The sequence below is a fragment of the Mycobacterium sp. E3298 genome, assembly GCF_001666895.1.
Classification (GTDB): Bacteria; Actinomycetota; Actinomycetes; order Mycobacteriales; family Mycobacteriaceae; genus Mycobacterium.
Genome location: NZ_LZJB01000321.1, coordinates 1 through 14835 on the forward strand (window position 1 = coordinate 1; position 14835 = coordinate 14835).

15 protein-coding genes are annotated in these 14835 nt (G+C 71.4%); 8 read left to right on the forward strand and 7 right to left on the reverse strand.

The genetic code is table 11. From position 1 onward, the window contains the following. On the forward strand, nt 1-691 hold a 691-nt coding region (locus A9X05_RS14865; protein WP_067782327.1), incomplete at its 5' end, for a ParA family protein. Between the two features lie 127 nt (nt 692-818). Here A9X05_RS14865 and A9X05_RS14870 read toward each other — a convergent pair. Together A9X05_RS14870 and A9X05_RS14875 are read right to left on the reverse strand one after the other, a co-directional pair. Then, nucleotides 819-2039, reverse strand: a complete 1221-nt coding sequence (locus A9X05_RS14870) for a hypothetical protein (protein ID WP_067782330.1) — start codon at nt 2037-2039, stop codon at nt 819-821. Between the two features lie 16 nt (nt 2040-2055). After that, complete coding sequence (locus A9X05_RS14875) at nt 2056-3552, reverse strand: DEAD/DEAH box helicase (protein ID WP_067782332.1); 1497 nt, start codon at nt 3550-3552, stop codon at nt 2056-2058. A gap of 251 nt (nt 3553-3803) precedes the next feature. Between A9X05_RS14875 and A9X05_RS14880 the strand changes: the two genes are divergently transcribed. Next, complete coding sequence (locus A9X05_RS14880) at nt 3804-4523, forward strand: ferritin-like fold-containing protein (protein ID WP_067757306.1); 720 nt, start codon at nt 3804-3806, stop codon at nt 4521-4523. Nucleotides 4524-4628: 105 nt separating this feature from the next. On the opposite strand, the gene A9X05_RS14885 is transcribed toward A9X05_RS14880, so the two are convergent. Continuing rightward, nucleotides 4629-5342: an MmpS family transport accessory protein gene (locus A9X05_RS14885; RefSeq protein ID WP_067782334.1), complete on the reverse strand. Its 714-nt coding sequence runs from the start codon at nt 5340-5342 to the stop codon at nt 4629-4631. 207 nt (nt 5343-5549) lie between these two features. Between A9X05_RS14885 and A9X05_RS14890 the strand changes: the two genes are divergently transcribed. Next, nucleotides 5550-5816, forward strand: coding sequence for a DUF3107 domain-containing protein (locus A9X05_RS14890; protein WP_067782352.1), 267 nt, complete (start codon nt 5550-5552; stop codon nt 5814-5816). Here the strand turns inward: A9X05_RS14890 and A9X05_RS14895 are convergent. Next, on the reverse strand, nt 5803-6489 hold the full coding sequence (locus tag A9X05_RS14895; RefSeq protein ID WP_067782337.1) for a TetR/AcrR family transcriptional regulator: 687 nt from the start codon (nt 6487-6489) through the stop codon (nt 5803-5805). The two genes, A9X05_RS14890 and A9X05_RS14895, sit on opposite strands and share 14 nt — an antisense overlap. 199 nt (nt 6490-6688) lie before the next feature. Between A9X05_RS14895 and A9X05_RS14900 the strand changes: the two genes are divergently transcribed. The 3 genes from A9X05_RS14900 (at nt 6689) to A9X05_RS14910 (ending at nt 9964) form a co-directional block, all read left to right on the forward strand. Beyond that, nucleotides 6689-7714 carry a DUF3152 domain-containing protein gene (locus tag A9X05_RS14900; RefSeq protein ID WP_156736735.1) on the forward strand — a complete coding sequence of 342 codons (1026 nt, stop codon included), beginning with the start codon at nt 6689-6691 and terminating at the stop codon, nt 7712-7714. Nucleotides 7715-7894: 180 nt separating this feature from the next. Continuing rightward, nucleotides 7895-9073 carry an adenylyltransferase/sulfurtransferase MoeZ gene (moeZ, locus tag A9X05_RS14905; protein WP_067782340.1) on the forward strand — a complete coding sequence of 393 codons (1179 nt, stop codon included), beginning with the start codon at nt 7895-7897 and terminating at the stop codon, nt 9071-9073. 36 nt (nt 9074-9109) lie between these two features. Beyond that, nucleotides 9110-9964, forward strand: coding sequence for a TIGR02569 family protein (locus A9X05_RS14910; RefSeq protein ID WP_067782343.1), 855 nt, complete (start codon nt 9110-9112; stop codon nt 9962-9964). Here the strand turns inward: A9X05_RS14910 and A9X05_RS14915 are convergent. The 3 genes from A9X05_RS14915 to A9X05_RS14925 are packed head-to-tail and all read right to left on the reverse strand — an operon-like array spanning nt 9961 to nt 11293. After that, complete coding sequence (locus A9X05_RS14915) at nt 9961-10263, reverse strand: MGMT family protein (protein ID WP_067757330.1); 303 nt, start codon at nt 10261-10263, stop codon at nt 9961-9963. The two genes, A9X05_RS14910 and A9X05_RS14915, sit on opposite strands and share 4 nt — an antisense overlap. A gap of 2 nt (nt 10264-10265) precedes the next feature. Next, nucleotides 10266-11051, reverse strand: a complete 786-nt coding sequence (locus A9X05_RS14920; RefSeq protein ID WP_067782346.1) for an alpha/beta fold hydrolase — start codon at nt 11049-11051, stop codon at nt 10266-10268. A 47-nt stretch (nt 11052-11098) separates the two neighbouring features. Further along, nucleotides 11099-11293: a hypothetical protein gene (locus A9X05_RS14925; RefSeq protein ID WP_067757337.1), complete on the reverse strand. Its 195-nt coding sequence runs from the start codon at nt 11291-11293 to the stop codon at nt 11099-11101. Nucleotides 11294-11403: 110 nt separating this feature from the next. Between A9X05_RS14925 and A9X05_RS14930 the strand changes: the two genes are divergently transcribed. Further along, complete coding sequence (locus A9X05_RS14930) at nt 11404-14538, forward strand: ATP-dependent DNA helicase (protein ID WP_067782349.1); 3135 nt, start codon at nt 11404-11406, stop codon at nt 14536-14538. Further along, nucleotides 14535-14835: UvrD-helicase domain-containing protein (locus A9X05_RS14935; RefSeq protein ID WP_156675631.1), on the forward strand; the 301-nt coding region annotated here is incomplete at its 3' end. The genes A9X05_RS14930 and A9X05_RS14935, both read left to right, overlap by 4 nt.

Here is a 14835-nt window from a genome sequence, read left to right on the forward strand (position 1 = left end):
CCTGGTCGACCTGGATCCGCAGGGCTGCCTGACGTTCTCGCTGGGCCAGGATCCCGACAAGCTCCCGGTGTCGGTGCACGAGGTGCTGCTCGGTGAGGTCGAGCCGAACGCGGCGCTGGTCACGACGATGGAGGGCATGACGCTGCTGCCGGCCAACATCGACCTGGCCGGCGCCGAGGCGATGCTGTTGATGCGCGCCGGCCGCGAGTACGCGCTCAAGCGCGCGCTGGCCAAGGTCTCCGACGACTTCGACGTGGTCATCATCGACTGCCCGCCGTCGCTGGGGGTGCTCACCCTCAACGGGCTGACCGCCGCCGACGAGGTGATGGTGCCGCTGCAGTGCGAAACGCTGGCGCACCGCGGCGTCGGCCAATTCCTGCGCACGGTCGCCGACGTCCAGCAGATCACGAACCCGGAACTGCGGCTGCTGGGCGCGTTGCCGACGCTGTACGACTCGCGGACCACCCACACCCGCGACGTTCTGATGGACGTCGCCGACCGCTACAACATGCCGGTGCTGGCCCCGCCGATCCCGCGGACGGTGCGCTTCGCCGAGGCCAGCGCCTCGGGCTCGTCGGTGATGTCCGGCCGCAAGAACAAGGGCTCGTCGGCCTACGGGGAGCTGGCGAAGGCGTTGCTCAAGCACTGGAAGACCGGCAAACCGCTGCCGACGTTCGCCGTCGAGGTCTAGTGGCTTTGATTGTGCGCGTCCGGCTTTGAGCGATGCGCCGCGCGCTTCGAGTGTGCGCCTATGGCGCGGCGCGACGGCGTGTCGCCGCCCAGAGCGCACTCGCGATGCCGTGAGCGCACACGCGTCGTCAGCCCAGGGCCACCACGGTGTCGCCGCGCTGCTCGAACACCCGGGGGCCCGCGACGGCCGGAACCACGGCCCGCCCGGGCACACTGGGCGCCCGGTTCACCGGGATGTAGCGCTCGCTGGCGCCGCTGACGGGGTCGTAGACACCGATCGCGCCGGTGACCGGGACCAGCAGGCGGCCGGCCATCATCGCGCCCGGCCCCAACGGCGCGGTCGTGTCGCCCGCGGCGATGGTGTAGCGCAGCGTCAGGTTGCCCGTCTCGAAGACCATGACGGAATCGCCTGTCCACCAAGTGATCAGGCTGCCCGCGTGCGAGACCGCCCCCGGGCCCGACGGGGCTTTGGGCAGCAGGTTGCTCGACACGGTGGTGCCGGTTTCGTCGATCACGTCGACCCGCGGCCGCGGGGAGGGCAGGTACACCGCGGTGTTGTTCTCCCACACGGTGAGCACCCGGGCGCCGGAGTCCGCCCGCACCCCGGGTTCGGCGACGATGCGTTGTTGGGGTTCGTCGTCGTCCTTGCCCGGCCGTAACAGCACCAACCGCAGGTCGGCCTCGTTCACGCAGCTTTCCAGCACCGACACCGCCGACGAGCTCGCCGCCGCCGACACCAGCTTGCAGCCGGAATGCAGGCCGCGTGCCGAGGGCTTCACCCGGGCGTCGGTCTCGCCGTAGGCCACCATGCGGACCATGTCCGAGCGCCAGAGCTCCAGCCGGGTGTCACCGGTCGACAACACCGTGGTGCCGTCTGAGGACAGCTGCACGCGCGGGTCGGCGTAACCGCTGCGGGCCGGCCCGCGGCGACCGGTGGACCCGTCGAGCGTGCTCACCTGCCCGCACCCGCGGTCGTCCCGATAAACGGCGACGGCGAAGTGATAGACCCAGGAGACCCCGCACAGGTCGGTGTCGCGCTGATAGCTCCACAGGGACTGGCCGGCACCGGGATCGCGCCCCTCGACCCGGCGGCCGTCGCCGGTGATGACCGTCCCGCCAACCGTTACCGGTGCGGTGGTGGCCGGGCTCGCCGCGGTCCACAGCTCCTTGAGCGCGGTCGGCACCTGGCGGGCGGGGTTCTGGTTAGGCGCAGGAACCCCGGCCGGCCGGCTGACGGTGGCCCGGGCGTCGCTGGTCCACCAGATCAGGCCAGCGACGACGGCGACGACGGCAGCGATGGCGACGGCGGCCACGACATCGCCCTTGGTCCGGCGTTCGGGTCTGACCATCTCCTCGGCGCGGGGCTCAGTTGGCGTGCGCGCCGGCTTCGGCGGGCTTGCGGCGACGACGGCGACGCCGGCTGCTCCCGGACTTGCCGGACGCCTCCGCGGCGGCTTCGCCGCTGGCGCCGCCGGCCGCGGCGTTGCCGTCGGGGTGCCCGGTGACGGGCTGGCCGCCGCGGGTCCGTCGCCGTGGCGCGCCCGACCGGGCACGCCCCGTCCGCTCCGCCTTCTGGCCGTCACGCTCGCTGCTGCGGCGTTGGCCCTGCGGCTTCTTCGGGGTGCCGACGGTGCCGGCCGCCCCGCCGGGGATGCCCAGCTCCTCGTAGAGGTGCGGTGAGTTCGAGTAGGTCTCGGCGGGCTCGGGGTTCTCCAGACCCAGCGCCTTGTCGATCATCGACCAGCGGGGCAGCTCGTCCCAGTCCACCAGGGTGACCGCGATACCGGTCTTGCCGGCGCGGCCGGTGCGGCCGATCCGGTGCACGTAGGCCTGTTCGTCCTCGGGGATCTGGTAGTTGATGACGTGGGTGATGTCGTCGATGTCGATGCCGCGGGCGGCGACGTCGGTGGCCACCAGCACGTCGATGTCGCCGGTGCGGAAGGCCTTGAGCGCCTTCTCGCGGGCGATCTGCCCCAGGTCGCCGTGCACGGCGCCGACCTTGAAGCCGCGCTCGGCCAATTCGTCGGCGACCTTCTGCGCGGTGCGCTTGGTGCGGGTGAAGATCATCGTCGCCCCGCGGCCCTCGGCCTGCAGCACGCGGCTGACCAGCTCCACCTTGTCCAGCGCGTGGGCCCGGTAGACGAACTGCTCGGTGGTGTCGTGCGTGGCCGCCGAGTGCGGCGCCTCAGCCCGGATGTGGGTGGGCTGGTTCATGAAGGTGCGGGCCAGGGTGATGATCGGGCCCGGCATGGTGGCAGAGAACAGCATGGATTGCCGGTCCTCGGGGATCTGGCGCAGGATGCGCTCGATGTCGGGCAAAAAGCCCAGGTCGAGCATCTCGTCGGCCTCGTCGAGCACCAGCACCGACAGCCCGCCCAGCTGCAGGTGGCCCTGCTGGGCCAGGTCGAGCAGCCGACCCGGGGTGCCCACCACGACGTCGGCGCCGGCCCGCAGCGCCTCAATCTGCGGCTCGTAGGCGCGACCTCCGTAGATGGAGATCACGGAGAGCCGGCGGCCGCCCTCGGCCGTCAGGTACTTGGCCGCGGTGGCCAGGTCCTCGGTGACCTGCAGGCAGAGCTCGCGGGTCGGCACCACGATCAGGGCGCGCGGTGTGCCGTTGAGCTCCCGCACGCCGACTCCGGACGTGATGCGGTTCAGCAGCGGGACGCCGAACGCGAAGGTCTTGCCCATGCCGGTGCGGGCCTGGCCGATCAGGTCGTCGCCGGCGAGCGCCAGCGGCAGGGTCAGCTCTTGGATCGCGAACGGGCGCTCGATGCCCTTCTCCGCGAGGGCGCGGACGATTTCGTCGCGGACGCCGAGGCTGGCAAAGGTCATTTCAGTTGTGCTGTCGAGTGTGCTCATGCGTGGGTAGTAAGCCTTTCGGTGACATATCCGGTTGTGTCGGTGTTTCTCTGTCGCGGTCACGCGCGCACGAGTTCCGACTCCGAATACGTCGCCGAGTCGCGGGCCCCTGCTCAAATCGGTGGGCCAGCTGTGCACGCACATTTCGCCGATAGCGGCTTGGGAAGAAATACAGCCGCTATCTACGTACATGATAGCCGGTCGACGGCTGGCTCCCTTTTTGCGCCGGGTCAGCCGACTACAGTGTTGCCATGACCCGGCCCCCTTGCGAGCCCTCGGAAGCAGACCTGGACGCCGATCAGGCGGACGATTCGCCCGCCCCCCGGTTGTCGGCCGACCACCCGGGCGTCAACGAGTTGTTCGCGGTCCTGGCATACGGCGAGATCGCCGCGTTCTACCGGCTCACCGACGAGGCGCGGATGGCGCCTGACCTGCGTGGACGGATCTCGATGGCGAGCATGGCCGCGGCCGAGATGCAGCACTACGAGCTGCTGCGCGACGCCCTGGAGCGCCGCGGCGTCGATGTGGTTCCGGCGATGTCGAAGTACGTCTCGGCGCTGGAGAACTACCACCGGCTGACGATGCCCAGCACCTGGCTGGAGGCCTTGGTGAAGACCTATGTCGGCGACGCCCTGGCCGCCGACTTGTATCTGGAGATCGCCGACGGGCTGCCCGACGAGATCGCCGGCGTGGTGCGGGCGGCGCTGTCGGAGACCGGGCACTCGCAGTTCGTGGTCGCCGAGGTGCGCGCCGCGGTGACGGCCAGCGGCAAGCAACGCAGCCGGCTGGCGTTGTGGTCGCGTCGGCTGTTCGGCGAGGCGCTCACGCAGGCCCAGTACCTGCTGGCCGACCACGACGAGCTGGTCGACCTGGTGATGTCAGGCGCCGGCGGCCTGGGCCAGCTCAACGCGTTCTTCGACCGGCTGCAGCAGACGCACGACCGGCGGATGCACGAGCTGGGCCTGAGCTGACGCCCGCCCGTGATCGCGAGCGCGGCGTAGCCGGGCGCGGCGGGTCAGGGCCATCGGACTCGCCGGTGATCGCGAGCGCGGCGTAGCCGGGTCAAGGCGTCGGGCTCAGCGGGTGCAGGTCGCCAGGCTCGAGTTGGTGGTCGACGCGGCCACCAGTTGGCCGGCGGCGTTGACGATCGAGCAATTCAGCCGGCCGTAGAAGCTGGTGGCGACCACCGACGGGGTCTGAACGCCGGGGTTCAGGATCACCGCTTTGGTCCACGGCAGCGACACGTTGAACTCGGTCTGGGATGCGCCGCTGCCATCCGTGTAGACGATGTTCACCAGGTCCAGCAGCTGCTTGGTGCCGGTCACGCTGTAGACGACCGTGCGCGGGTTCAGCGCGGCGGGCGGCGGCGTCAGGGTCAGTGGCGGCGCCGCGGTGGGCGTTCCCGTCGGCGCCAGGCTCGGCGCGGCGCTGGGCGTCGTCACGGTGGTGACCGTCTCGGGCGGCAGTGGGGTGTTCGAGGGGCTGGGCTGCGCGCTGGGCGGGGCGGAGCTCCTCGTCGTGGCGGGCGCGGACGTCACCGGTTGGGGGGCCGGCGCCACGGTGGCTCTGGTCGAGGCGCTGTCGCCGCTGTTGATGATCACGGCGGTGGCGATCGCGCCGACAGCCACCACCGCGCCGATGATCGCCGTGAGGGGCCGCCAGCGCAGCTCGGTAGGCCAGCCGGTCCAGGTGTAGTCGCCCTCGGGGTAGGCCTCCGCGCCGTAGAGCTCGTCGGTCTCGTCGTCGGGGTAATCCCGCACCCTGTCGAGGTCGGCCAGTGTGGTACCCATGTTGCCGAAGTTAGCGATGTGAAAACACGGATCGCCCCTCCAACCCGGTTCTGGACCCAGCTGCAAGCGAATCGTTACCGGCCCGCGACCATCGTTTCGCTCAGCGCGAACCCCGCGGTTGGGGGCTGTCTCGGATGCGGGCCCGCCGCGTCCACTAGCCTGCAGCTGACAGGTCTGTCGACTTCAATGCCTACGGAAGGGGTGACCGTGGAGGTCAAGATCGGTATTACGGACAGTCCGCGCGAGCTCGTCATCGCCAGCGCGCAGACGCCGGCCGAAGTCGAAGAGCTGGTCAGCGCCGCGCTGAGCGAGGCGGGCCTGCTGAGGCTGAACGACGAGCGGGGACGTCGCTTCCTGGTTCACACCAGCAAGATCGCCTACGTCGAGATCGGTCCCGCGGACGGGCGCCGGGTCGGCTTCGGCATCGGCGCCGAGGTCACCAAACTCCCCGGCAAGGGCGCTAAAGGCGAGTAAGGGGCACGTGGGATAGCCCGCCCCAGGCGAACTGCACGGTGCCTTCGACGGCGTCCGCCTTGGAGATCGGGCGGTCGGAGTCGAGCCAGTAGCGGGCGCAGTCGACGCTGATGCCGACGAGGCCCACCGCGATCATCCGGGCGCGGTGCGGGTCCAGGCCCGAGTCCTCGCTGATCAACGCGAATACCGCGTCGATGCAGGATTCGGTGGCGACCCGCACCTGCGCGGCCACCTCGGGTTCGGTGACGTAGTCGTTCTCGAAGATCAGCCGGTAACCCTGGCTGTCGTGCTCGATGAAGTCGAAGAACGCCTGGACCGCCGCGTGCAGCCGGCGTCGGTTGTCGGTGGTGGTGTTCAAAGCCTGCTGCACGCCCGAGACCAGGTTCTCCACGTGCCGGGCCAGCACGGCCAGATACAACTCGAGCTTGCTCGAGAAGTGTTGATACAGAACCGGTTTGCTGACGCCCGCGCGGTCGGCGATCTCGTCCATGCCGGCGGCGTGGTAGCCGCGATCGACGAAGACGTCGCTGGCGACGATGAGCAATTGACCGCGGCGCTCATCGCGGGGCAATCGGTTGCCGCGCCGGCTCGAAGCCGCAATGCCGTCCCCGGGCCGACTGCGGTCGGCCGACCTCACGGCGCGCCGCGCCGCGGGTTTGGCGAGTTCGCTCATCGAGTCCTCATCTGATGCGTTGGCAACCGGCCGCCGGCACTGGAGGGCCGGCCGCGCGCGGCTCGTGGCACAGACATTACTACCCGCGCCGTTCCGGCGATCGTCGTCGCCGCCGTCGTCGCTGGCAGAAAGCGGTGTCGGGCGGTGCATTCGGGCGCGCCAAGGACGGCGCCGGTGCCGACTGTGTAATCCTGGGGAAATGACTTCCCAGCGGCCCTCGCGCGGCACCGGTCGCGTCCCGGTGCTGCGCGACGAGTGGCGGGAACCCCTGCGCGCCCTGCGCGACCCGATCGCCCGCGACGGCGGACGCACCCGCGCCGACCGGGAGCGGCCGCGCCAGTGGCGCAAACAGACATGGCTGGGACGGTTCGTCTCCACCTACGGCTGGCGCGCGTACGCGTTGCCCGCGCTGTCGGTGCTCACCGCGATCGTCGTCTACCAGACGATGACCGGCACCGCCGCGACGAAGCCCACGGCCAACCAGCCCATCCAGAGTCCGCAGGCGATGGAGGCCGTGGGCACCTCGATCATCGACGCGCCGCCGCGCGGGCTCGCCGCGTTCGATGCCAACCTGCCGGCCGGGACGCTGCCGGACGGCGGCCCGTTCACCGAAGCGGGCGAGAAGACGTGGCACATCGTCCCCGGCACGACGCCGCAGATCGGCCAGGGCACCGTCAGGGTGTTTCGGTACACCGTGGAGGTGGAGGACGGCATCGACCCCACAATGTTCGGCGGCGACAACGCTTTTGCCCAGATGGTCGACCAGACCCTCGCCAATCCCAAGGGCTGGACGCACAACCCGCAATTCGCGTTCATCCGGATCGACAACGGCAAGCCCGACTTTCGGATCTCCCTGGTGTCCCCGGTGACGGTCCGCGAGGGCTGCGGATACGAATTCCGTCTGGAAACCTCGTGCTACAACCCGTCCTTCGGCCAGGACCGGCAGTCGCGAGTCTTCATCAACGAGGCGCGCTGGGTGCGCGGAGCCGTCCCCTTCGAGGGGGACATCGGCTCCTACCGCCAATACGTGATCAATCACGAGGTCGGCCACGCCATCGGATACGTCCGCCACGAACCGTGCGAGCAGCAGGGCGCTTTGGCGCCGGTGATGATGCAGCAGACGTTCTCCACGTCCAATGACGATGCGGCCAAGTTCGACCCGGACTTCGTCAAGGCCGACGGGAAGACCTGCCGATTCAACCCCTGGCCGTTCCCGATCGCCTAGCCCGGTGACGATGCGCGCCGGGCTGCGGCGTGAGGAGGAGGCGGGCGGTCAAACCTAGCCCGGTGACGATGCGCGCCGGGCTGCGGCGGGTTGAATTCATTGCCGTCCACCACGGCGGCTGCTGTGATGGTGGTGGACGACAAACCGCGTTCGCGAGACCGAATAGGAGGATGTCCGGCCGTGTCGACGCCGCAGACAGCGCTGCCGCCCCTCGTGGAGCCGGCTGGCGAACTGACCCGCGATGAGGTGGCCCGCTACAGCCGCCATCTGATCATTCCGGGCCTCGGCGTCGACGGGCAGAAGCGGCTGAAGAACGCTCGCGTGCTGGTGATCGGCGCTGGTGGGCTCGGCGCGCCGACGCTGCTGTACCTGGCCGCGGCCGGGGTCGGCACGATCGGCGTCGTCGACTTCGACGTCGTCGACGAGTCCAACCTGCAGCGCCAGATCATCCACGGCGTCGCCGACGTCGGACGCCCCAAGGCCCGGTCAGCGCGCGAGTCGATCGAAGCGATCAACCCGTTGGTTCGGGTGCGGCTGCACGAGTTGCGGTTGGATTCGAGCAACGCCGTCGACCTGTTCGGGCAATACGACCTGATCATGGACGGCACCGACAACTTCGCCACCCGCTACCTGGTCAACGACGCCGCCGTGCTTGCGGGCAAGCCGTACGTCTGGGGGTCCATCTACCGCTTCGAGGGCCAGGTGTCGGTGTTCTGGGAGGACGCGCCCGGCGGGCGGGGCCTCAACTACCGCGACCTCTACCCGGAACCGCCGCCGCCCGGCACGGTGCCGTCGTGCGCGGAGGGCGGCGTGCTCGGCATCGTGTGCGCCTCCGTCGCGTCGGTGATGAGCACCGAGGCGATCAAACTCATCACCGGGATGGGCGAATCGCTGCTGGGCCGGCTCATGATCTACGACGCGCTCGAAATGTCCTACCGCACCATCACGATCCGCAAGGACCCGGCCGCGCCCGCGATCACCGGACTGGTCGACTACGAGGAGTTCTGCGGCGGGGCGCCCGGTGACCTCGCCGCGGAGTCGACGATCACCCCGCGTGAGTTGCGCGCGTTGCTGGACTCCGGCACGAAGCTGGCGCTGATCGACGTCCGCGAGCAGGTCGAGTGGGAGATCAATCACATCGATGGCGCCCAGCTGATCCCGCAGTCGTCGATCGACTCGGGTGAGGGTCTGGCAAAGCTGCCGCACGACCGCATCCCGGTGCTGTATTGCAAGACGGGGGTGCGTTCGGCCGAGGCGCTGGCGGCGGTGAAGAAGGCCGGATTCGCCGACGCCGTGCATCTGCAGGGCGGCATCGTGGCGTGGGCGCAGCAAATGCAACCCGACATGGTGATGTACTGACCCGATACGGCAGGTGGCCTCGTCTAGGCTACCCGTGTGAATGTCGAGCCACCGCCGGAGCATGTGCTGGCGGCGTTTGGTTTGGCCGGTGTCAAGCCCGTCTATCTGGGGGCTAGCTGGGAAGGCGGCTGGCGCTGCGGCGAGGTCGTCCTGTCGCTGGTGGCCGACCACGCCCGGGCGGCTTGGTCGGCCCGGGTGCGCGAGACGTTGTTCGTCGACGGCGTCCGGCTGGCCCGCCCGGTCCGCTCGACGGACGGACGGTACGTCGTTTCGGGGTGGCGGGCGGACACTTTCGTCGCCGGCACGCCCGAACCGCGGCACGACGAGGTGGTCTCGGCGGCGGTGCGCCTGCACGAGGCGACCGGCAAACTGGAGCGTCCCCGATTCCTGACGCAGGGCCCCACCGCGCCGTGGGGCGACGTGGACATCTTCATCGCCGCCGACCGCGCCGCCTGGGAGGAACGGCCGTTGGCCTCGGTGCCCCCTGGCGCGCGGACCGCCCCGCCGACGGCCGACGCCGAGCGGTCGGTGGAGCTGATCAATCAGCTGGCCACCCTGCGCCGGCCGACCAAGAGCCCGAACCAGCTGGTGCACGGAGACCTTTACGGCACAGTGCTTTTCGTTGGCACCGCCGCCCCGGGGATCACCGACATCACGCCGTACTGGCGCCCCGCGTCGTGGGCGGCCGGTGTCGTTGTCGTCGACGCCCTGTCCTGGGGCGAGGCCGACGACGGACTTATCGAACGCTGGAACGCGTTGCCGGAGTGGCCGCAGATGTTGTTGCGGGCCTTGATGTTTCGCCTCGCCGTCCATGCGCTGCACCCACGGTCGACCGCCGAGGCCTTTCCCGGGCTGGCCCGCACCGCGGCGCTGGTCCGGCTGATCCTTTAGCGCCCGAAGTCGTGGCGCACCTCGCGCAGCGCGATCTTGCCGTCGGTGGCCAGCACCCCTTCGGCGCGCAGCAGCTCGAGCTGCCGGGTGGTCAGATGACGCGCGGGGCGCCCGGAGGCGGTGATCACCCGGTGCCACGGCAGGTCCGAGGAGTCGGTCCGCATGATCCAGCCGACGATGCGCGGGCTGGAAAGACCTGCGACGTCGGCGATGTCGCCATAGGTGGCGACCCTGCCCGACGGGATCGCCGCGACCAGCGCGCGCACCCGCTCGACCTGCTCCTCGGTCACCGGCGCCACGGTCAGCGCGCCTCGAGCAACTCGCGCGTCAGCGCGGCGACTTCCGCCGGCGCGGCGTAGGGGACCATGTGGTTGCAGTCGAAATCCAATAGCCGGAAATCCGGTCCCAACCGGTCCTGCAGCCCGGCGATCAGTCGGTCGCTGACGTATGGCGGCGAGGTGCGCTTCGCGCGCACCAGGATCGTCGGCGTTCCGGCCGGCGGGAACACGATGTCCCGGGCCAGCTCGCTCCAGTACGACATCATCGCCGGCAGGCTGACGCGCCAGCCGTACCGGCCGCCCGGCAGCGCGATCAGATGCTCGCCGATCTCGGCGTCCAGCAGCGCCGTGTCGACGTCCGACCAGGAGCCGTGCACCTTCTCCAGGCGCGCCTCCTCGGCGTCGGGGTAGTCGGGCGAGGCCAACATCGCGTCCGCGATCTGGCGCATCCAACCGCCGTCCAGCCCGACCGCCGGGTCGAGCAGCAACAGCGCCGCCACCAGGTCCGGTCGTGCCGCGGCCAGCTGCATGGCGAGGCCGCCCCCGAAGGAGTGGCCCACCACCAGCGCAGGCGCCTCGGCCTGGTCGTCGAGCAGCGCGGCCATCGCCGCGACGTTGGCGTCGATGGTCCACGGCGCCGCCCAGGTCGACCTGCCGTGGCCGATCAGATCCGGTGCGGCGAAAGTGATTTCGGGGAGCAGGCCGGCCAGCTGCTGCCAGCGCCGTCCGTGGCCGGTCAACCCGTGCAGCGCCAGCACCCGCACCGGTCCCGCCGGGCCGTAGCGGTGCACATGGAGATCAGCGGTCACGCGTCGATCGTGCCAGCCGCCGTCACGAGAGCTCGCGGGCGGCCGGCTCAGCGTCCGTCTTCCCACTCGTCCTCGGTGGGGACGATGTAGGCCTGCTCGATCACATCGGCCTCGTTCGCCTCGCGATCGGCCACGGTCAGGTATTCGGTGTCCAGGCCGGATTCGTCGTCGACGTCGACCGGTTGCAGTTGTTCCGCGGCGTCACCTTCGGGCGCTTCGTCGCTGGGAAAGACGTCCGTCACGATGTCTACCTCCTCAACCGTTCGTCGGGCTGTTCGCGGCCTCCAGCGTAGGGGCCCGCGGCCGCGCGGGTCGGGCCGACTTGTCAGACCCTGGTGATTCCATTGCAGCCATGTCGTTCACCTGGGACCCCGAGGCGCTTGCCCTGCTTGCGCCCGGCGTGCGCGGGCCGGTCCGGGTGCTGGGCGGGCCCGGCACCGGCAAGAGCAGTCTGCTCATCGAGGCCGCGGTCGCCCAGATAGACGCCGGCCTGGCCCCCGAATCGGTTCTGCTGCTTACCGGTTCGGGCCGGCTGGGGATGCGGGCGCGCAGCACGCTGACGACGGCCCTGCTGCGTCCGCGCTCCGCGGGGCCCGGCCGGGCCGCCGTGCGCGAACCGCTCGTCCGCACCGTGCACGGCTACGCGTACGCGGTGCTGCGCCGGGCCGCCGAGCGGGCCGGCGATGCGCCGCCGCGGCTGGTCACCAGCGCCGAACAGGACGCCATCATCCGGGAGCTGCTGGCCGGCGACCTCGAGGACGGGCCGCGCGCGGCGGTGGCGTGGCCCGCCCATCTGCGGCCCGCGCTGGCCACCGCGGGCTTCGCCACCGAACTGCGAAACATGTTGGCGCGCTGCGCCGAACGGGGTGTGGACCCGCAGGAGCTGGAGCGGCTGGGCCGTCGGTGCCGGCGTCCGGAATGGACCGCCGCCGGCCGGTTCGCGCGCCAGTACGAGCAGGTGATGCTGCTGCGGGCGGCGGTCGGCACCGCGGCGCCGCAGGCGACGACGCCGGCGCTGGGGGCCGCCGAACTGGTGGGTGCCGCCCTGGAAGCCTTCGCGGTCGATCCCGAGCTGCTGGCGGCCGAGCGGGGCCGGGTGCGGGTATTGCTGGTCGACGACGCCCAGCAGCTCGACCCGCAGGCGGCCCGGCTGGTCCGGGTGCTCGCGGCGGGCGCGGAGCTGGCGTTGATCGCCGGGGACGCCAATCAGGCGGTGTTCGGTTTTCGGGGCGGTGAATCCGCCGGGCTGTTGGACGGGGATTCGCCGTCGGTCACGTTGACGGCCTCGCATCGCTGCGCCTCGGCGGTGGCCCGCGCGGTCAGCGGCATCGCGCGCCGGCTGCCCGGCGGCAGCGCAGGCAGGCGGATCGAGGGCACCGGGCCTGAGCAGGGGTCGGTCAAAGTGCGCCTGGCCGCGTCCGCGCACGCGGAGGCGGCGATGATCGCGGACGCGCTGCGCCGGGCGCACCTGCTCGACGGCGTGCCGTGGTCGCGGATGGCGGTCATCGTCCGTTCGGTGCCGCGGGCCGGCGCCCGCTTGCCGCGCGCGCTGGCCGCCGCCGGGGTGCCGGTGGCCGCACCGGCGGCCAGCGGGTCGCTGTCCGACGAGCCTGCGGCCCGCGCCCTGCTGACCGTCCTGGCGGCCACCGCCGACGGGCTCGACGGCGACCGGGCCCTCGCGCTGCTGACCGGTCCGATCGGCCGAGTCGACCCGGTCTCGCTGCGGCAGCTGCGCCGAACGCTGCAGCGCGCCAACGCCGATCGCGCGCCGCGCGATTTCGCGGACCTGCTGGCCGACGCGCTGTCCGGCGCCGCGCCACTTTCGGGGCCGCAGCTTCGCCCGGTGCAGCGGGTGCGCGCGGTGCTGGACGCGGCCGCGCGCTGCCATCGTGCGGGCCAAGACCCGCGCTACACCCTCTGGGCGGCGTGGCAGCGTTGCGGCCTGCAGCGTCGCTGGCTGTCGGCGGCCGAGCGCGGCGGGCCCGCCGGCGCGCAGGCCGCCCGGGACCTGGAGGCGGTGACCGCGTTGTTCGACATCACCGACCAGTACGTGTCCCGGACCTCGGGCGCGTCGCTGCGCGGGCTCGTCGACCACGTCGGCGCGCTGCACCTGCCGAGCGTGAACCAGGAGCCGGTGTCGACGGTGGAGCAGGTGCGGGTGCTCAGCGCGCACGCCGCCCTGGGCCACGAATGGGACATGGTCGTCATCGCCGGGTTGCAGGAGGGGTTGTGGCCCAACACCGTCCCGCGTGGCGGGGTCCTGGCCACCCAGCGACTGCTGGACGTGCTGGACGGCGTCGCCGAGGAGGCGTCGGTGCGGGCGCCGCTGCTGGCCGAGGAGCGGCGGCTGCTTGTCGCCGCGATGGGCCGGGCCCGCCGGCGATTGTTGGTGACCGCCGTGGACAGCGATTCCGGGGGCGCGGATCAAGAGGCCGCGCTGCCGTCGGTGTTCTTCCACGAGCTCGCGCAGTGGGCCGACGGCGACGCCGATTCGGTTGGCGTGCAACCCATCGCGGCGCCACGGGTGTTGTCCGCTGCGGCGTTGGTGGGCCGGCTGCGCGGTGTCGTGTGCGCGCCCGACGGGGCGGTCGACGACGCCGCCCGCGCCTGTGCGGCAACGCAATTGGCGCGGCTCGCCCGGGCCGGCGTGCCGGGCGCCGACCCGGCCGGCTGGCACGGCCTGACCCCGGTCAGCACCAGCGAACCGCTGCACGGCGAAGGCGATGCCGTCACCCTGACCCCGTCGACCCTGCAGACGCTCAACGACTGCCCGCTGCGGTGGCTGGCCGAACGGCACGGTGGCACCAACCCGCGCGATCTGCGCTCGACCATTGGTTCGGTGGTGCACGCCCTGGTCGCCGAATCACGCAAAAGCGCAACGGAATTGCTGGCCGAGCTGGACCGCGCCTGGCGCCACCTGCCCTTCGAGGCGGAGTGGCATTCGGCCAACGAGCTGGCGCGGCACCGCGCGATGATCGAGGCCTTCGTCGAGTGGCGGGCGCAGACCCGCGGAGCGCTGACCGAGGTCGGCGTCGAGGTCGAGATCGACGGAACCCTGGCCGCGTCCCGCGATGGCGGTGGCGAAGTCCGGCTGCGCGGCCGGGTCGACCGGTTGGAGCGCGACGCCGCCGGCCGGTTGGTGATCGTCGACGTCAAGACCGGTAAGACGCCGGTCAGCAAGGACGACGCCCAACAGCACGCCCAGCTCGCGATGTATCAGTTGGCGGTCGCCGAGGGCATGGTGGCGGCCGGCGAGGAGCCGGGCGGCGCGCGGCTGGTCTACGTCGGCAAGGCCGGGGCCTGCGGCGCGACGGAGCGCGAACAGGATCCGTTGACCCCGGCCGCCCGCGACGAATGGCGCCGGCTGGTGGTCCGCGCCGCCGAGGCGACCGCCGGGCCCCGGTTCATCGCCCGGCGCAACGACGGCTGCTCGCATTGCCCGATACGGCCCTCGTGCCCGGCCCACGCGGACGGGGCGGAACGGTGAACGCACGGTACAGCCCGGCCGAATTGGCCCGAGCGCTGGGGCTTTTCCCGCCCACCGACGAGCAGGCCGCCGTCATCGCGGCCCCGCCCGGCCCGTTGGTCGTGATCGCCGGCGCCGGCGCGGGCAAAACCGAGACCATGGCCGCGCGGGTGGTCTGGCTCGTCGCCAACGGCTACGCCGAACCCGGCCAGGTCCTCGGGTTGACGTTCACCCGTAAGGCCGCCGGCCAGTTGCTGCGCCGCGTGCGCTCCCGCCTCGCCCGGCTGGCCGGCGTCGGCGCCCCCGACGGTGCGGCTG